The sequence below is a fragment of the Brevibacterium sp. HMSC24B04 genome (genome assembly GCF_001806835.1).
GTDB classification, from domain to species: domain Bacteria; phylum Actinomycetota; class Actinomycetes; order Actinomycetales; family Brevibacteriaceae; genus Brevibacterium; species Brevibacterium ravenspurgense.
In genome coordinates, this window is sequence record NZ_KV786087.1 from 19680 (window position 1) to 38042 (window position 18363).

Consider the following 18363-nt stretch of genomic DNA (forward strand, 5'->3'; position numbering starts at 1 on the left):
ACGACGAAGTACAGCCCAATCCGAAAAGGGAGCTGCAGCTCGGCATGGCCACACCCAGATTTGGACAGACGCACACCCTTTAGCCGGATTCTGCGCCTTAGCAACAACTGCTAACGGGAGTTTCTGTTGCTAAAGGGAGTCTTCTTACGGCTAAAGCGTGGATTCCGGCTAAGGGGTATTTTTCCCTGCCAAGCCGCCACAGCCTGCCAGCCCACATAGGAAACGATGGCCCAACACATGGCAGCCAAACAAAAAAATCTCGGGACATCGAGTTAACGATGTCCCGAGATTTTCATTTGCGCGCCACGAGGGATTCGAACCCCCAACCTTCTGATCCGTAGTCAGATGCTCTATCCGTTGAGCTAGTGGCGCACATCCGTGCGGACCTGAACAACTATACACAGTGTTTGCGGGAAACCCAAAAGCACGCCGCGTGAGGCTGCCCACAACGATAAAACCGCTCTTGCAAAAACACGTCATGTTTATGCAAGCAACGGCCACAAGAATTTTAGAATCGCGCCACACGGAACCATCTTGTGAGCCAACACACATGTTCAGTGGCCCGTTTTCCTCTCCAGCGTACATTCTGCGTTCCTACGGTGGGCTTGTCTCAAGAACACCGAAAGCTTGGAGTTAAGCATGACCGTCATCGACCGTGGCTCAGTCGAAGACCTGCTCGCAGGCGCACCCACGAAGAATGAGAAGATCCTCGAATTCGTCAAGCGCGCTGCCGAGCTCACCACCCCGGACCGCATCGAGTGGATCACCGGAGACGAAGAACAGCGTCAGGCAATCACCGACCAGCTGGTCGAAGCCGGCACTCTCGTCAAACTGTCCGAACCGGCCAACTCGTACTACGCAAAGTCCGACCCCGCCGACGTCGCACGCGTTGAATCGCGCACCTTCATCAACTCTGAAAAAGAAGAAGACGCCGGCCCGCTGAACAACTGGATGGACCCGCAGGAAATGCGCGCCACGCTCAACGAGCTGTTCACCGGCGCTATGCGCGGTCGCACCATGTACGTCATCCCGTTCGCAATGGGACACATTGACGCCAAGCACCCGCAGTTCGGCATCGAGATCACCGACTCGCCCTACGTTGTTCTGTCCATGCAGATCATGGCCCGCGTCTCAAACGAAGTCCTCGAGGCTATCGACAAGAACGACGGCAAGTTCGTCGAATGCATGCACTCGGTGGGTGCCCCGCTCGAACCGGGCGAAGAGGACGTCGCTTGGCCGTGCAGCGAGACCAAGTACATCACCCACTTCCCGGAAGACCGCTCCATCTGGTCTTACGGATCCGGCTACGGCGGCAACGCTCTGCTGGGCAAGAAGTGCTACTCGCTGCGCATTGCTTCGGCCATTGCCCGCGACGAAGGCTGGCTGGCCGAGCACATGCTCATCATCAAGCTGACCAACCCCGAAGGCGAATCCAAGTACATCGCGGCCGCATTCCCGTCGGCCTGCGGTAAGACGAACCTCGCAATGATCACGCCGACCGTCCCCGGCTGGAAGGCTGAGACCCTCGGCGATGACATCGCCTGGATGCGCTTCGGCGACGACGGTCAGCTCTACGCGGTCAACCCCGAATACGGCCTGTTCGGCGTTGCTCCCGGCACCGGCTACTCGACCAACCCGACCGCAATGGCAGCAATCGACGCTGGCGGCAACATCTTCACCAACGTTGCCCTCACGGATGACAACACCGTGTGGTGGGAAGGCAAGACCGACGAAGCCCCGGCCCACCTGACCGACTGGAAGGGCAACGATTGGACTCCGGAGTCCTCGACCCCGGCAGCCCACCCGAACTCGCGCTTCTGCACCCCGATTGCCAACGTGCCCACCGCAGCTCCGGAATGGCAGGACCCCAACGGCGTCCCGATTTCGGCAATCCTGTTCGGCGGTCGTCGCAAGACCACGATGCCGCTGGTGACCGAGACCCACGACTGGCAGCACGGTGTGTTCATGGGCTCGGTCCTGTCCTCCGAACAGACCGCCGCCGCTGAGGGCAAGGTCGGCGTTGTCCGCCGCGACCCCATGGCTATGCGCCCGTTCATCGGCTACAACGTCGGCGACTACTTCCAGCACTGGCTGAACATCGGCAAGACCGAAGGCGCCAAGCTGCCGAAGATCTTCTACGTCAACTGGTTCCGCCGTGACGACGACAATTCGTTCCTGTGGCCCGGATTCTCTGAGAACTCGCGTGTTCTCAAGTGGGTGTTCGAACGTGTTGCCGGCACCGCCGAAGCTGTTGACACCCCGCTGGGCAAGGCTCCCGCCGAAGGCGCCCTTGACGTTGACGGACTCGATGTCACTCCGGAACAGCTGCAGAAGGCCCTGGCCATTAAGCCCGAAGAGTGGGCTGAAGAGCTCAAGTCGATCGAAGAGTGGTACGAGGAACTCGGCGACCACGTCCCGGCTGAGCTGCGCGGCGAAGTCGACAAGCTGCGCCAGCGCCTGGGACTCGCCTGACCCCAGCTCGAGCGGAAGCATCGGCTGACATAACAGACCGGCGAGCGTCCGGCCTCAGGTTCACGAGCCAGAACCGAGGTCGGGCGCTCGTTCTGTTTCTCCTGGTGGAACTGCCCTTTTCTCCTGGTGAAATTCCCCTTTTCACACCGCGCACCGGCCGCTACCGTGGTGGGAAGAGATGACACTTCGGTGTCACCCAACTGCGGAGAGGAATCTTCAATGACTGACAACCCTCAAGGCACCATCGACCAGCTCGAATTCGATGCTCTGATCAGCGCAGATCAGGCTTCGGGCAGCAAGGTTTCGATCTACATTCCCACGAAGGTCTCCGGCGGCCAGGACAAGCTTGCGGCCGGGCTTATGCGCGATCAGCTTGGCGGCGCGAAAGCGGACCTTGAAAGTGCGGGTCTCAGCGCGAGCGAAGCTGCGGCGATTGTCCAACCCGTCCAGAAGGCCCTCGATGACCCTGGTTTCTGGCTGCACATGAGCCGTGGCCTGGCGGTTTTCGCCGCGGATGGCTTCTACCGGATCATCCGCATTCCGCTTGAGGTTCCGGCCCTGCGCACGGTTGACGACCACTTCAATGTGGTTCCCCTCGCACCGATGCTCGAACAGGCCGGCCGTGTGTACGTTCTGGCATTGGCCAAGAACTCCGTGCGCCTGTTCGATGCCAGCCGCAACCACATCGAGCAGCTGCCGCTGGGCTCGATTCCTGAGAACTTTGACGCCACGGTCACGGAGCTTCCGGAGCACAACCTGCAGTACCGTTCCGCAGGTGGCGAGCGCACGGGCTTCTACGGTACTGGCGGCGGCGGTGACACTGAGGATCACCTGCGGGAGAACTTCCTTCGCCGCGTGGGTGAAGGCGTTGCGGCTGAGCTTGGCACTGCGCGTTCGCAGCCGCTGGTTCTGGCTTCCGTGCAGGAGTATCTGAGCCCGTTCAAGAGCCTGTGCCCCTACCCGAACATCCAGGACGTGGTCATCGCGGGCAACCCTGAACAGACCAGGCCCGAAGAGCTCCGTTCGAAGGCGTGGGAGGTTCTCAACGACAAGATGCAGGCTGACGAGGCCTCTGTTGTCGAGCATGCTCGTTCGCTCATTGCGTCGGGCAAGGGCTCCTATGACCTGGGTGAGATTGTGCAGGCTGCTGCCGAAGGCCGGGTCGACACGCTGTTCACTCCGCGTGACATTCAGCGTTTGGCCGCGACGAACGCCTACGGGCCTGCCAGCCGGGCGATTCTCGCAACTGTCGCGAATAAGGGCACGGTCCGCACGGTTGCCGAGTTCCCGGAATCGTCGGAGGCTGTTGCCACTTTCCGCTACTGACCTGCTCACCTGGCCCTAACGCACGAGGTGGAGCTGCAGATTTCTGCAGCTCCACCTCGTGTTGTGGGGTGGGGACGATCAGACGTCGTCGTCGGCGGGCATACCGCCTTCGCCCTCCCAGGTCTCAATCAGTGGGATCTTGTTGCGGTTGAACTTCAGGCGCACACCGTAGCCGCCCTGGCTATCGTCGGGGATGAAGATCGCCCCGTAGTGTTCGAGGGCGCGACGCAGATCGGTCTGCTGTTCGACAGTGAGGTCCCACTGTCCCTTTTCAAATGCTTTGAGCTGTTTGCGGGTGCAGCCGGCGCGTTCGGCAACAGCGGTCGCTGAAAGCTGTACGAGTGCGCGGGCAGCACGGGCAAGGTATCCGTCGATGATCATGGTCTGGCTCATGTGTCTGTCCCTCCTTGGACATTGTGTGCTCCGTGCGCGGAACTCACATCTGTGAGCTGCCGTCGAAGCGGGCGGCCGCATATTCGGCTCCCCACGCCAGCACATCGCGCGAAGCTTCCATCATCCTGCCGAAATGGAGGAAGGAATGCAGTGCACCTTCCTCTAAGTGGAACTCCCTTTCGCGGCCGAATGTTCCCAGAACCTTGTTCAGGGCTCGCGAATCATCGGCCAGGGGGTCGAGCTCGGCCCCGACGATGAACATGGGCGGTACGGGTTTGGAGTAGTCGGCCGTCAGCGGGTCAACGTAGGGATTGGCAACGTACTGAGCGCCGCGGTAGTGGGCTTCGAGCATCACTTCGAGGTCGGCACAGCTCAGGCCGTCCCACCAGCCGCCGTACAGACGCATGGTGGCGGAGTCCCGCAGCCCGTAGGCGCCGTAGTACAGCAGGAGTGAGCGAGTCGATTCGAAAGCGCTGTCCCCTCCTGGCTGCCCGGCACTCGGGTCAGCGTCGAGGCCGGCCGCTTCGGCAGCAACGTGGGGTTCATCGCGCAGAAGAAGGGTTGCTGTCAGTGCCAGGTTCGCCCCGGCGGAGTCTCCGGCGAAGGCAAGGCGTTTGGGGTCGATGCCGTGTTCGGAGCCGCGGGCCGCGAAGTAGGCGGCGGCACCGGCAACTTCGTGCATCGCCTGTGGGAAGACCGCTTCTGGGGTCAGTGAGTAGTCCACCGCAATGACCGCCGCCCCGGATTCGGCCGCCAGCACGCGCTGAATCCGGTCGTGGGTATCAAGGTTGCCCACGGTGAAGCCGCCGCCGTGAACGAAGATGATCGCCGGCAGGGTTTCAGCATCCACGGGGCGGTGGATGCGCACGGGGACCGAGGCTCCGGCCAGGGGCAGCGTCATGTTGTCGGTGCGGACCATCTGCGGGCCGCCTTCGTTCCAGAATGCGCGTTCGTCGTTGTAGTCGGCGCGCATTGCTTCGATCTGGCCACCGCTTGCACCCACGAATGCGAAAGGGGTGCGCGCAAGCTGGTGTCGGACCACGGCGGCCTGTTCGGGCGTCATCGCACGGCGAATATGCGCGGGGATGGACTCAAAGGTCTGTTCGTCGGCCATGGGGCAATCGTCTCACTCATCTAACTACGTCCTATAGAACCACGGGCTTCGCACACAGCGGAGTCCGAAGACCCCGCCCACAATGGGAAAGACCCCCGAAAACTCAAGGTTCTCAGGGGTCATCACCGTTTGGCGGAGTTGGAGGGATTTGAACCCTCGGTCCCCAAACGCGAGGACTTCACCTTAGCAGGGTGACGCTTTCGACCGCTCAGCCACAACTCCAGGCAGATACAGGTTACAGTCCAAGCGCCGCGGGAGCAAAAGCACCCCCGTTCCCTCGCCGCAGCTTACGCCGCTAGGTGTGCTCTGCCGGTTCCGCCGCCGAGGTGGAGCTCACCTGAACGTCACATGTGACCTGTGTTGGCGGTCGGCTCGGTACACTTGCTGTTCAGCCGAGGAACATATGCTCACCGCGCCGCTCTTGTCAGCGGCACGGCTGATGAATAGAGGAGACGACACGGTGACCGATTCCCACGACACCACAGGCGACTCTGGCTCCGCTGGCAGCGCAGACAAGCCGGACGGTGCAGGCACCACCCAGCACGGACGCTGGGAAAATCTTCCTCCTCGCAGGGTCCTTCGTGCCTCCTCTCGCCCTAATTTCCGCGGTGACAAGCCCACTGGAACACATAGCGCAGAACCGGCGTCGCCGGAGACTGTCCGCCCCACCCCGGCTTCTGAACATCACAGCGCGCGCGATCTGAGCGAACCCTTCCCGTCACGCCGCGAGCTGCGCGAACAGCGTGAACGCGAAGAGCAGCAGCGCGCAGCACAAGCAGAAGAAACCGCACCGGCTGACGCGCCCACCGCCTCGCCCGCGGAATCTCAGGAAGCATCGCCCACCCGATCAGCAGCGGCCACCGCGGCAACCGCTCCCGCCGCAGCTGGAGTGCCAGCAGCCGCCACTCCAGCACCCGCCGCTCCGACAGCCGGCACCACCCCCGCCGCAGCCGCCTCGGGAACCCCCGCCACCTCGACCGCTGCCCCACCGCACACCGCGCACCGAGACTTTGACGAAAACGACAACGCTCAGCCGCGTCACGGTCAGCGCGGCGGTGACGGCTTTCCGTCGATTGTCATGTGGACGACGCTGGGAACGATGCTGCCGGGTCTGGCGATCGTCCGCCGCAACCGCAAGTCGATTGCCGGATGGATTCTGCTGTGCGGCTTCTTCCTGGGCATCGCGGCCATCGTCATCACGGCACTCATCTACGGTCCGACGGCTTTTGCCAGCCGCGTGGTGTCCAGCCCGAAGACCCTGCGGTTCGCATCGATTGTGCTCCTCATAGGACTCGTCATCTGGGTCCTTGTGATTCTGCGGTCCTTCGCGGTGTCCAAACGCGGCTTCCGCCTGCCCAAGCCGCAGAAGGTGCTCAGCTGGGTGCTTGTGGTCAGCCTCATTGTGATCGTCGGCATTCCGCTGAGTGTCGGCGCCGCATACGCCAATGTCACCGCCACCACTCTGTCAAAGGTGTTCGGCAAAGAAGGCGCCAAGGTGCTCAAACGCGAAGACCTGTGGGCTGACAAGGAGCGCATCAACGTGTTCCTCATCGGCCAGGACAGCGCCGACAACCGCCAAGGCGTGCGCCCCGATACCATGCTCGTGGCCAGCATCGACACGCGCAGCGGACAGACAACCCTGATTTCGGTCCCGCGCAACCTGGCCTTCCCCGAATTCCCGGAAGGCTCGAAGCTCGCTGAAACGTTCCCCAACGGCTTCCGTCCCACCGGTAATCCCACGGAGGACCTCATCAACGCGGTGTGGGACTGGGCTGAGAACTCGCCCGAAGCCGTCGGCGACACCCACGGTCTCGAACCGGGCATGTTCGCCACCATCCAGGCGGTTGAAGCCTCCCTGGGGCTCAATACCGACTACTGGACTGCCGTCAACATGCAGGGCTTCACCGACCTCATCACCACCATGGGCGGTGTCGAACTCGACGTTGAACGCCCCATCCCGATGGGCGGTGGCACCAACCAGCACACCGGTGCGAAGAACCAGATCTTCGACTGGATCGACCCGGGCCCGCAGCGCCTCGAAGGCAAGAAAGCACTCTGGTACACCCGCAGCCGTGACGGGGCAGACAACTACGACCGCATGTGCCGTCAGCAGCGTTTCCTCAAGGCCGCTCTTGAACAGCTCAGCCCGCAGGAAATGGCGCTGAAGTACCCCCAGCTGGCTGCGAGTGCATCTGACAACATCCGCACCGACATCCCGCTGTCGGACCTCAGCGCATTCGCCGACCTCGCCATGGTCATGCGCGATACCGAAGTGAAGTCCGCCCAGATCACCAACGATGTCGTCAACACCCTCCACCCTGACTATGACGACCTACGCGAATGGGTGAAGAAGCAGACCTCCTCGGAAGACGGCAAGAAGAAGGCCGGCAAGGCCCCGACCGACGGCAGCACGGGCGGCTCAGAGAACACAGACAGCACGCCCGAAGACTCCACCTCGCCATCAGAGGAACCGCAGCAGGAAACCGAGACCACAGAGCCCGGCATCGGCATGGAAACCGATGGCGGCAAGTGCTACCCGCACGGCTACAAGCCGGGCGACCCCTGGCCGGGCTACCCGCACAACGACAAGCTGCGCGGAGGTGCGAACGCTGGGACCGGTGCCGATGGCTGATATTGCGATCATCGGCATGGGCCCGCGGGGCCTGACTGTTCTGGAGCGCCTGGTTGCGCTGTCGTCTGCTGGGACGGACGAGGTGCCGCCCCGGCTGCGCATTCATGTGATCGATCCGTTCCCGCCGGGCGCGGGTCGGGTGTGGCGGACGGATCAGAGTCCGTCGCTGCTGATGAACACAACGGCTGCCGAACAGACGGTGTTCGCAGATGAGTCGTGCGGTGTGCCGAATCCGGACCAGGGGCCGTCGATGGCCGAATGGTCATCGGATCCGCGCAGCCCGGGCTCGTATTTCCCCAGCCGTGTTGAGTACGGCCGGTATCTGCGCGATTCCTACCAGCGGATCGTCGCGCGGGCGGAAGAGACACAGACCGCGGCCGTCATCCCGCATCAGGCGCGGGTCACCGACATCACCGAACCGGACGGCACGGACGGTCAGCAGGTTCTGCGTTTATCCGATGGCAGCCGCCTGGCTGTCGACTACACCGTGCTGTGCTTGGGCCATATTGAGGCGCGTCTGACGGATGAGCGCCGTTCCTATGCTGAGCTCAGCCGCGAGCCCGGTGTCGAATACCTGCCGCCGTGCCTGCCTGCTGAAACGCCTGTCAACCACCTCAAGCCTGGAGAACCGGTGGTCTTCCGCGGCTTCGGGCTGAACTACTTCGACCTGCAGGATCTGCTCACCACCGGCCGCGGCGGTAAGTTCACGCAGAACTCAGACGGCTCTCTGAAGTACCACCCCAGCGGACTTGAGCCAATCCTCGTGCCTTCTTCGCGCCGCGGTGTCCCCTACCGGTGCAAGCCGATCACGGAAGCGCACCCGCTGTCAGCGTGGGAGCTGCGCTATTTCACTCCGGAGAACATTCGCACTCTTGCAGACGCCCAGGCGGCTGAAGGCCAGAAGCTGAGCTTCAACGACCACCTGTGGCCGCTGGTCCTGGCTGATATCCGCTCGGCCTGGTATCGCACGCTCTACCGCGTGCACCCCGAGGCTTTCAGCGCCGATCCGCTTCACATGCACGATGCACTGACCCACGCCGTCACCGAACACATCGGGGTTCGCGCAGGCCGCACTGAAAAGGGCGGAAAAGCGGCATCTGCTGCGACAGCCGCTGCCGCAGCAGAACCGTCGACCGCAGCCGCCGTTGGCCCGCACCGCAGTCAGCACGCACCTGAAGGCCGTGAGCGGCCCTCTGGAGGCTCTCCCGCGGGGCATTTGACGCAGGCCTCCCCCAATTGGGTGTCGGTCGAACGAAGGGTGCTTGCTGATCCCGGCTTTGCGCTTGATCTGCACCGGCTGCTGCGCCCCATGGACGATGTTGAATTCGCTGACCCTGATACTGATCTGCGCGAATGGATGCTGCAGTTCCTGCGCCGTGACCTCGCTGCGGCACAGGCCGGCCCTGAGGGGTCTCCCGGCAAGGCTGTTTTCGCCGCCCTGTGGGCTGCTCGCAGCCTGTTGAAGACTGTCGTCATCGACGATCTGCTGGATCCGGTGAGCTTCACATCGGAGGTTCGCGGCTGGTTTGAGGGCTTTGTGTCCGGCATCTGCGACGGCCCGCCCCCGCAGCGCTTTGCTGAGCTCATTGCGCTGACTGAGGCTGGTCTTGTTGATTTCATCGGCCCTGACGTGCAAATCAAAACCGTCAGTGGTCCCGGGCGCGGCCATTTCGTTGCCACCAGTCCCATCGCGGACAGGGCGATCCGAGCAACCGCCCTGGTGGATGCTTCGACACCCGGCAACAACGTCCGCTTTGCCGATGACGAGCTCATGAACTCAATGCTGGACCGCGGCCAAGTGCGGCCGGCCGTCATCACAACCGCGGCGGGTGTCGACATGCCCCTGACGGGGCTGGACGTTGACGGTCCCGCGTACCGCACCGTCACCGCAGACGGCACAGTTCATCCGCGCCGCTTCGCGTTCTCCATCCAGCTGTCAGCCGTACAGCTGGGCCTGGCGATCGCCGCCAACCCCAATGCAAAGGCCCAGAGCCTCATCGATGCCAACACGATCGCCCAGGCCATCATCGACGACCTCACCTGACCTGCCGACAGCAAAAGGACGAGGCGGAAGCTCACCTGAGCTTCCGCCTCGTCCTTTGTCTTCAGCTGATCACACGTACCGGTACGCGGGCCTGCGCGGCACCGTGACGGTGCGCTTGCTGGCGATTGCCGCCAAGGCCGCAGCTGCGCCCACAACGAGCCACACAATCAGCTGGCCGACAGCCGCACCGGCACCCGGCGTGCCGGAAGCCAAAGCGGTGAAGCCGTTCACCGCTGGGGCCAGCGGCAGCATACTCATGAGAGACACGAGCCCTGTTGGTGCCGTGCTGATGAGGTTGACCGACAGAACGCCGACCATCATCGCCGCGGACACAATCCGGCCGAAGCCGCCCGTCAGCGCCACGAGGGCGAAGTTGATCACTGTGAACGTAATTCCCGCCAACAGAGCCAGGAGGAACATTCCTGCGAACGTTCCGAAGCCCAGGCCCCAGATGAACTGGAACAGGACCGTCATGACGAAGGCGTGGATGACCGTAATCGCCAGACCCGGTGCCAGCGCTTTCAGCCCCACCTTCCACGAGGGGTGGCCCGAAGTCACGGCTGAGGCCGGTACTGCGCGCAGCACCGTGTAGGTCAGCAGCGAGCCGATCCACAGCAGCAGCGCGAACAGCACGCCGATGACGCTGTTCTGGGCCAGGGAACTCAACTTCGCCGATTCACCTGGCACAGATGCTGCCACGACGTCCGACAGCTGTGAACGGTGCGACTCGTCGTAGGTCGGGACTTCGTCCTTGCCCTCCTCGAGCTTGTCGTAGAACTCGCCCGTGCCGTCCTTGAGCTTCTTCGTGCCGTCGACCAGCTGCGGGGTGTTGTCCGACAGCTTCTTGGTGCCGGCGGCCAGCTGATCAACCCCGTCGGTGTACTTGCCGACGCCTGCGCGGTACTTCGAAGCGCCGGCGGCCAGTTCGTTCGAACCGTCAGCCGCCTGGCCGATTCCAGCGGTCAGCTTGCCGGTGCCATCGTGCAGCTTCTTGGTGCCGTCGGCCAGCTGACCGGATCCGTCACGCAGCTGCTTGCCGGCCTGGACGACCTTCTTCTTGCCGTCCTTGAGGCCGTTGACGTTCTTCTCGATGTCACCGAGGTTGTCGTGGATGCCGGAGTTCAGTTCGCTCGTGCCGTCTGCCAGCTTCCGCAGGCCCTGCGGCAGGGTAAGGCCGGAATCGCCCTTTGTGTGCAGACCATCGCTGATCTTCTGGAGGACCCCCACCGAGGCGGTGGAGATTCCCGCTGCGAAGGCGCGTTCGGCTGTGCTGCAGGCTGTCTTCGACACGGCGCTGCCGAGTGCCTTCTGAAGTTCGGGATCGGCGAGGGCCTTCTGGATTTCTGGGTCGATTCCCGCATCGGCCATTGCCTTCTGCAGGTCCTTCTGGAACTGCTGGGCGCCCTGCTGGCTGATCTTAGAACCCGGTTCGGGGCACAGCACTGCGCGAGCGCGTGCGACTTCCTGGGCCGACATCAGGCCAGCAGCCTGGAGGTCATCGAGGCTCGTAGCCTTCGAGGTGCCGTCGGAGTTCATAAGTTTCTTGGCTGCAGCGAGCTGTTTGTCGACATCCTTCTGCATGTCTTCCACACCGGTGGCGATGGTGTTCATGGAGGTGTCGAGCTTGTCGGCAGCGTCAACTGCCTTTTTGAGTTTGTCAGCGTCGAAGTCGTCGAGTGCAGTAACGACCTTGTCGATCTCACCGGTGTACTCGACGATGCCGCCGTGCAGCTGGTCAGCGCCCTCGTACAGTTTTTTCGTCTGCGAGGGAAGTGACTTCGTCTGGTCCTTCATGGTGTTGAGGCCGGAGGAAAGTTCGCTTGCACCGCTGGCCAGCTGATCAGCTCCGCTGCGCAGCTCTTTGCCCTTGGTCGACAGGGTGCGTGCACCCTTGTTGAGCTCCTGCACACCGCTGTCGAGCTGCGTGGTTCCGTCTACCAGTTCGCCGGCGCCGTCGTCGAGTTTCCCGGCGCCCTCGGCGGCTTCCTTCATCTGCCCGGAGATTTCGTTGAAGCCCAGGTAGATGTTGTCAAGGTACTTCTTGGCGAAGTCCTTGTTAAAGCTCTGAGTGGCTGCCTGCGTGATCGCCTTGGCGATGATGACGTCCGGTACGGGCTTCACTTTGGACTGCTGAATGTCGATTGTGGCGTGTTCGGCGTTCTTGCCGTCGTCTTCGGAGATCGACATGACGCGCTCGGAGAAGTTCTTCGGGATCGTCACAACCGTGGCGTACTTGCCGTTGCGCAGCCCCTCGGCTGCGTCCTCATCGTCAGACAGCTGCCAGTCGAGGTTGTCCTGGTCTTCGTCATCCGGCGAGATGAGCGCTGCCGCCAGCTGACGGCCCAACGGCACGGTTTTGCCGTCGATCTCGGTGCCGTCGTCGTTGTTGACGATGGCACCGGGGATGCTGTGGACTTTCTCTTCTGCCCCGTGGGCAGTCACCACATAGCCGCCGGCTACGAGCAGTGGGATGAGAAGCAGACCGATGATGGTCGACCACGTCACGCGCTGACCGGCAGCGGCCCGTTCAAACTTAAACATGGTGTGTTTCCCCTGTCAGGTGGACAGACTCTTGGTGCGCATCAGCATGTGCTTCCGCCAAAGGCGAATGGTCGGAGCTGCGATGGAGGTCAAGAAGTGTGTATTCGGAGTTCTTCGGCAGCATCCAGTCGGAGTCCGCAGTGACAAGGCCGAGGACAACCGCAGAGCCGCGCTGGAGTGCCGAGTCGATGAGCCGCTTGAGCAAAGCCGCGCTCTGCGCGTCCTGCGGCTGGTCCGCGTGGTCGACGACGACCAGCTTGGGCGGGTTCTGGATCATGCGGTAGAGCGAGCGGTGCGACGGTGCTGTCGAATCGTCGCGCGGGCTCATGACAATCAGCGGAAGCGCCCGCCGAGCGTGCACGCCCTGTTCTGGCATGACCCAGTCGAGGATCTTGAGTTCACCCTCGGAGATCGCCATGCGGCCCGACAGAGCTGTGACAAGTGCCGATGATCCCGGCCCGGTGACGGCAAACACCTCGCCCGGTTTCAGCGCAACGTCGACTCCGGAGACTAGCTTGCCTTCCGCATCGCCGACATCACCGCGAGCTGAGCGGCCCGTATCGCGTGGACCGTTGATGCCGATGTTCTCCCCGTAGAGCAGGTACGGAGAATTCTTCTGCGGCCAGTCGCGCTGCTCAACGAGGTGGGCGAGTCCTTCGCCCTCAACGTCGAAGTGGGGCAGAATCGCATCGAGCTTCTTCGGCAGCCACCACGATTTTTCACCCAGCATGGCCATGACGGCCGGGCCGAGGGTCATGCGGATGAGGAAGGCGTCGACGGTGATGCCCACCGCCAGGCCCAAAGCGATCGATTTGATGATCGGTTCGCCGGCGGGCACGAAGGCTGCGAACACGGCGAACATGATGAGGGCCGCGGCCGTGACGACCCCGGCTGAGGACAGGAATCCCTTCTCGATCGCGTGGCGTGCAGAAGCCCCGTGGGCATAGGCTTCGCGCATACCGGACACGAGGAACACCTCGTAGTCCATGGCCAAACCGAACAAGATGCCCATGAGGATGATAGGCAGGAACGAAATGACCGGGCCGACCTGCTCGATGCCGATCGTTTCAGCACCGTAGCCCTGCACGAAGACGAGCGACACCACGCCGAAGGCTGTGATGACCGACAGAAGGAAGCCCAGGGCAGCCTTGATCGGCACCGCCACGGAGCGGAACACCATCATGAGCAGGACGATCGACAAGCCCACAACGAAGCTGCCGAACGGCAGCAGGGCCTTGCCCAGCTGGCTCGACACGTCGATGGCGACTGCAGTCGAACCAGTCACCGCGGTTTCAAAGCCGTACGTGTCTTTGAAGTAGTCGTGCATGTCGCGGATCTCTTCGACGACTTCTTCTGTGCGCGGGTCGTCCGGACCGTATTCCGGGATGACCTGAATCATCGCGGTGTCGGCGTTTTCATTCGGGGTAGCCATGGCGATCTGCTTGACGCCGTCGACCTTTTCGAGGTCTTCCTTCATGTCGTCGACGTCCTGCAGCGGGTCATCGCTGGTGATGATGTCCGCGGTGACGATCAGCGGGCCGTTCGCGCCGGGTCCGAAGTGCTCCTCGGTGAGGTCGTAGGCGATCCGCTGCGGGGTGCCTTCGGGTTCGCCGCCGTTGTTCGGCAGCGCCAGCTGCAGCTTGGATGCGGGGATTGCGAACAGGCCCAAGCCCACGACCACGATGATGACGGTAAGGGCGGGCACTTTCGTGACAATGTGCTCCCACGTGCGGAAGATCCGCGTTGCGGGGCGCTCCTTCTTCGGCTTGGCGCGCTTGGCCTGCTGTTCCTGGGCGTCGGCATGCGCGTCTTCAGAAGCGGCCTTCTTTTTCTTCTTCGGCATCATCTTTTCGCCAAAGAAGCCCATGATGGCCGGGACGAGAGTCAAGGCCACAAACACTGCAACCGCGACGGTTGCGGCGGCACCGAAGCCCATGACCGACAGGAAGGGGATGCCGGCAATCGACAGGCCGACAAGCGCAATGATGACCGTCATACCGGCGAACACGACGGCAGAACCGGCAGTTGCGGTTGCCCGCGCCGTGGACTCGTGAGCGTCGAGGCCTTCATCGCGGCTGATCTGGCGGGCACGCGAAATGATGAACAGCGCGTAGTCAATGCCAACCGCCAGGCCCAGCATGAGAGCAAGCATGGGAGCGGTGGAGTTCACCGTGGCGAATGCAGTTGTGAGCACCACCAACAGCAGGCCGATGGCCACCCCGACAATTGCGGTGACCAGCGGGATACCGGCTGCAATGAAAGATCCGAAGGTCACAAACAGCACGACGAAGGCAATGGCAACGCCGATGCCCTCAACCCAGGAAATCGAAATGCCGGTGACCTTGAAGATTTCACCGCCGGCCACGACTTCGGTTCCTTCGGGCAGTTCGGACTGCAGGTCTTGAGCGGCCTTTTCAAGGTCGGTTTTGACCGAGTCTGGCAGATTGGCCTCTGCGTCGTCGTACTGAACGTTGAGCAGAGCGGCATTGCCCTCATCGCTGATTGAGCCTTCGATGATGTCGTCGTAGGGGCTCGTCGCACCGTCGACGTGATCGAAGTCTTCGAGCTTGTCAGCCGCTTCCTCGATGGGCTTCTTGTATTCCTCGTCATTGAGGTCAGCACCATCGGGAGCGACGATCGTCAGCTGGCCACGGCCACCGCTCACCTGAGGGAATGTGAGCTCCAAATTGTCAAGAGCTTCCTGGGACTGCGCGCCGGGAAGCTCAAATTCGTCGGAGAAGTCGTCTGCGAACAGCGCGACGAACCCGCCCAGCAGGGCGAGTATTGCGAACCACACGGCAACGGTTGTCTTCCGCCGACGGTAGGCCGCCGCACCGAGTTCATATAGGAATGACGACATTCAGGAGCTCCGAACAATCGTAAAGTTACTGGCCGGTAATAAACGTATTCAGCGATGTTAGCAACTGAGCGTTCCACCGACGCCCAGAAAACGTTAAGTCAAGTATGGCGTGTGGGCCTGAGAGCCTCGTCTGCACCCATCAAATGAGCACTGCCGAAACGGCTCAGTGAAGTCGGCTGACGCCCGAGAACCCGCTAAAAAGATCTTAAGACAACACCGCACCGCCGAAAAGAATTCCAGCCAACAGCTGCTGTGAAGTGTGGCCGAGTCAGGAGGCCCGCATGACAACTGTGCGCATTTTCACGTACTGCGGAATGCCTGGGCTGACTGCGATCCGCCGCTGTGCGGGGTCAATGCGAATGCTGGCCAGTGTGGCCGAATCGAGAACACCGTCGGACTTGGGCAGTTTGGCAACACCGCCGACCGCCGGATCGGAGCACAGCATCGGCACAAGGTCTTCCGCACACTGCGGCACCCCGGCCGAAGCCACGGCGTTCTGCAGAAAGTCCAGCCGCTCAAAGGTGTTGGAATTCGGCGGGCTGAGAAGACCCGTCTGCGCAAAGGCGCCGTCCAGGAAGTGGTTGGTGTGAACCGCGTAGCCCTGTCCGTCGAGCGCACGCGTCTTGCCCGCGCTGATTTCGACCATGGCCGTTCGCTCAGGATCGACCAGCGTGATGACTGAGCTCGACGACAGCGGGGCCTGCTCAATCATGCTCACCGCCTCGTCGACATTCCCGGCTACCCCCAGGATCCGCGCGAGAACAGAGTGAACCGGAACGCCACCGGGCGCATCGTCAGCGGAGAACAGGATGTTGAGGAAACATCCCAGACCAGCCGAGTTAATGCCGATTTTGCCGGTCATGCCATATTCGGCAACGCCCGCGTAGCCGTAGCCGCCGGGCAGTGCGGACACGGAGTGCAGATGCCACAGATCCGCGAATTCCGGGTACCAATCCCACGTCTGCACACCGACGCACGGGGCACCGAGATCGGAGGGATCAGCGGCGAAGGTGATCGTCGAGCATTCCGAAGCCGGCGAGGTGGAGCCCACCTCCCGCGGTCCCTCCTGCTGGGTGGGGAGGACCGAACGGTCGGCAAGCGACAGGATCTCCGTGCGGGCGATGATGACCATGAGATCAGCGGGAGTGAGGCCCGCGCCCATGGCAACGCCGGTGATTTCCTGGTGCTGTTCGGGATCCCAGTCGCGCAGCGCGCTGAGGGAGTCTTTTGCTGCGGCCTTGACCGCGCGGTCCTCAATGCCGAGGGATTCGAACAGGTGTGCGTAGCTTCTGTGCGCTGAGCGAATCCGCTGCGCGGTCTGCGTGGCGCGGGCCATTCCGCGCATCTGCGGTGTTGTGCCGCTGACCACGATCGATTCGGAGCGGACTTCGTGCGGAACCGGCATGTGGACTCCTCGCTGCTGGAGAATCTGCTGTATGCGAAGCCTATCGGTTGTGCCAGCTCGGCAGTTCGCTCACCGGGATTCCCTCCGCATACATGTGGGCCGCCGTGTCCATGAGTGCGGCGAAGCGGGCGAAGGATTCGGGCGGTTGGTTTTGTTGAGCGCCTTCTGCTTCAAGTGCGACCGCTGCCGTGCGTTCGGCGCGAGCCCGATTGATCTGCTGGATCCGCTGGTGCAGACCACGGAATGGTTGACCTTCGCCCGGCAGAACGAGGGTGTCGGCCGGCAGATTTTCCAGTTTTGTGAGGGATTCGGTGTAGGCATTGACAGCGCGGGACAGATAGCTGACGTCCAAGCCCAGGCGGCCTGCGGGCGAGATTTCTTCCGGCGGCACGTGGTCACCGGAGTACAGGAGGGTGCCGGCGGGGTGGTCTTCGACGAACACCGTGTGTCCGAAGGTGTGGCCTGGAGTCCACACGGCCCGCACGGTGCGGCCGGACAGCGGGAGGCGAGCGCCATCAGCCAGGAGCACCGTGCCGGCGGGAACACGGGGTACGGCGACTTCGAAGCCGGCGGTGGGGGCTTTGCCGTCGCGGATGTCTTTGAGCGTTTTGAGTTCGTGACCGTGGATGCCGCACCAGATGTTCGGCTGGTTGAGCGCCTGCAGAAGGCCCGCGTGGCCGTAGTGGTGGTGCGTGACAGCCGCACCGTTGAGGTCTTCGGGGGTGAAGCCGGCCTGCTCGATGCCCGCCATGAGAGCGTCGAGGCCTTCGCGACTCCCCCACCCTGTGTCGATGAGGCTGAAGCCGGTGTCTTCTGCCAGCAGATAGGCATTGGTGTGCCCGCCGAAGGGGGTGGGCACCGGAATCGCCCACGTGCCTTCGATGATTTCAGCTGGCTCGCTCATGGCTTTCATTGTGCCAAGAACGAGATCGGACCGGTGGGCCAGCGCACTTGCGGCGCATGTTCCCACCGGCCCGAATCAGTCGACTGTGCTGGGTTTATCAGTAGTACTGGTTGAGGAGGTCTTCTGCCATGCCGTCCCATTTCGCGTAGGCGTCGGGGAACGCGGAAACCTGAACTGCCTGTGCGGCGTCACCGGGTGCCATGTTCTCCCAGCCCTGAATCTGAAGCAGGCCGTTGGGCGACACTTCCGGGTTCACTCCGTAGAACGACTTAGCGGCGAAGACGGGGTCCTGGATCTGCTCAGGGCTTCCCCATCCCGCCGATGGGCGCTGCTGGAACAGGCCGAGCGAGTCACGGTCACCGTAGTCGAGGTTGAGCAGGGTCGATTCCTGCTGAGCGGTCATGAGTGCGATCTTGATTCCCTGGCGGGGAATGTTGTTGTCCTTGCCGACCTGGATGATCGTCTTGACGTTTTCAATCTGTGCGGGGCTCAGCTGCTGCTGTGCAGCTTCCTGCGCCTGGGCGGAGACTGCCGGCTTGGTGCCTTCAGTTGCCATGGCAGGGCCTGAAGCCAGGACTCCAACGGTGGCGATTCCGGCGGCGATTGCGGTGGTCGTAGAAATACGGGTAAGCGTCTTCACGGACTTTCGCTCCTGTTGTGGATTGCTTCATT

11 protein-coding genes and 2 tRNA genes are annotated in these 18363 nt (G+C 62.5%); 4 read left to right on the forward strand and 9 right to left on the reverse strand.

Annotation, left to right across the window (positions count from 1 at the left end; all coding sequences use genetic code 11):
* Positions 1-299 precede the first annotated feature (299 nt).
* Positions 300-372, reverse strand: a tRNA-Arg gene (locus tag HMPREF3092_RS04890).
* A 267-nt stretch (positions 373-639) separates the two neighbouring features.
* Between HMPREF3092_RS04890 and HMPREF3092_RS04895 the strand changes: the two genes are divergently transcribed.
* Complete coding sequence (locus HMPREF3092_RS04895; RefSeq protein WP_070424029.1) at positions 640-2472, forward strand: phosphoenolpyruvate carboxykinase (GTP); 1833 nt, start codon at positions 640-642, stop codon at positions 2470-2472.
* A 219-nt stretch (positions 2473-2691) separates the two neighbouring features.
* Positions 2692-3798, forward strand: a complete 1107-nt coding sequence (locus tag HMPREF3092_RS04900) for a baeRF3 domain-containing protein (protein WP_070424030.1) — start codon at positions 2692-2694, stop codon at positions 3796-3798.
* A gap of 78 nt (positions 3799-3876) precedes the next feature.
* On the opposite strand, the gene HMPREF3092_RS04905 is transcribed toward HMPREF3092_RS04900, so the two are convergent.
* The 3 genes from HMPREF3092_RS04905 to HMPREF3092_RS04915 form a co-directional block, all read right to left on the reverse strand.
* Positions 3877-4191, reverse strand: a complete 315-nt coding sequence (locus tag HMPREF3092_RS04905) for a helix-turn-helix domain-containing protein (protein WP_070424031.1) — start codon at positions 4189-4191, stop codon at positions 3877-3879.
* Positions 4192-4234: 43 nt separating this feature from the next.
* A complete protein-coding gene (locus tag HMPREF3092_RS04910; RefSeq protein WP_083274258.1) occupies positions 4235-5305 on the reverse strand; it encodes an alpha/beta hydrolase fold domain-containing protein in 1071 nt (356 codons plus the stop codon).
* A gap of 130 nt (positions 5306-5435) precedes the next feature.
* Positions 5436-5527: transfer RNA gene (locus HMPREF3092_RS04915), tRNA-Ser, on the reverse strand.
* 238 nt (positions 5528-5765) lie between these two features.
* Between HMPREF3092_RS04915 and HMPREF3092_RS04920 the strand changes: the two genes are divergently transcribed.
* On the forward strand, positions 5766-7937 hold the full coding sequence (locus HMPREF3092_RS04920) for an LCP family protein (protein ID WP_070424032.1): 2172 nt from the start codon (positions 5766-5768) through the stop codon (positions 7935-7937).
* On the forward strand, positions 7930-9981 hold the full coding sequence (locus HMPREF3092_RS04925) for an FAD/NAD(P)-binding protein (RefSeq protein WP_070424033.1): 2052 nt from the start codon (positions 7930-7932) through the stop codon (positions 9979-9981). Before HMPREF3092_RS04920 ends, HMPREF3092_RS04925 begins: the two co-directional genes overlap by 8 nt.
* Before the next feature lie 69 nt (positions 9982-10050).
* On the opposite strand, the gene HMPREF3092_RS04930 is transcribed toward HMPREF3092_RS04925, so the two are convergent.
* From HMPREF3092_RS04930 to HMPREF3092_RS04950, 5 genes are all read right to left on the reverse strand, one after another.
* Positions 10051-12522 carry a YhgE/Pip domain-containing protein gene (locus HMPREF3092_RS04930; RefSeq protein ID WP_070424034.1) on the reverse strand — a complete coding sequence of 824 codons (2472 nt, stop codon included), beginning with the start codon at positions 12520-12522 and terminating at the stop codon, positions 10051-10053.
* On the reverse strand, positions 12515-15382 hold the full coding sequence (locus tag HMPREF3092_RS04935; RefSeq protein ID WP_070424035.1) for an MMPL family transporter: 2868 nt from the start codon (positions 15380-15382) through the stop codon (positions 12515-12517). Before HMPREF3092_RS04935 ends, HMPREF3092_RS04930 begins: the two co-directional genes overlap by 8 nt.
* Before the next feature lie 268 nt (positions 15383-15650).
* Entirely contained in the window at positions 15651-16787 is a 1137-nt protein-coding gene (locus tag HMPREF3092_RS04940) for a C45 family autoproteolytic acyltransferase/hydrolase (RefSeq protein WP_061941077.1), read from the reverse strand.
* Between the two features lie 40 nt (positions 16788-16827).
* The gene (locus HMPREF3092_RS04945) at positions 16828-17691 is read right to left on the reverse strand and encodes an MBL fold metallo-hydrolase (protein WP_070424036.1); all 864 of its coding nucleotides are present in this window, start codon (positions 17689-17691) and stop codon (positions 16828-16830) included.
* A 97-nt stretch (positions 17692-17788) separates the two neighbouring features.
* Entirely contained in the window at positions 17789-18331 is a 543-nt protein-coding gene (locus HMPREF3092_RS04950) for a hypothetical protein (RefSeq protein WP_061941073.1), read from the reverse strand.
* Positions 18332-18363: the final 32 nt, after the last annotated feature.

Bases quoted from the DNA above. Each gene is read 5' to 3' on its own strand.
- HMPREF3092_RS04895 (WP_070424029.1), top strand. From the start codon at position 640: ATGACCGTCATCGACCGTGGCTCAGTCGAAGACCTGCTCGCAGGCGCA.
- HMPREF3092_RS04900 (WP_070424030.1), top strand. From the start codon at position 2,692: ATGACTGACAACCCTCAAGGCACCATCGACCAGCTCGAATTCGATGCT.
- HMPREF3092_RS04905 (WP_070424031.1), bottom strand. From the start codon at position 4,191: ATGAGCCAGACCATGATCATCGACGGATACCTTGCCCGTGCTGCCCGC.
- HMPREF3092_RS04910 (WP_083274258.1), bottom strand. From the start codon at position 5,305: ATGGCCGACGAACAGACCTTTGAGTCCATCCCCGCGCATATTCGCCGT.
- HMPREF3092_RS04925 (WP_070424033.1), top strand. From the start codon at position 7,930: ATGGCTGATATTGCGATCATCGGCATGGGCCCGCGGGGCCTGACTGTT.
- HMPREF3092_RS04930 (WP_070424034.1), bottom strand. From the start codon at position 12,522: ATGTTTAAGTTTGAACGGGCCGCTGCCGGTCAGCGCGTGACGTGGTCG.
- HMPREF3092_RS04935 (WP_070424035.1), bottom strand. From the start codon at position 15,382: ATGTCGTCATTCCTATATGAACTCGGTGCGGCGGCCTACCGTCGGCGG.
- HMPREF3092_RS04940 (WP_061941077.1), bottom strand. From the start codon at position 16,787: ATGCCGGTTCCGCACGAAGTCCGCTCCGAATCGATCGTGGTCAGCGGC.
- HMPREF3092_RS04945 (WP_070424036.1), bottom strand. From the start codon at position 17,691: ATGAGCGAGCCAGCTGAAATCATCGAAGGCACGTGGGCGATTCCGGTG.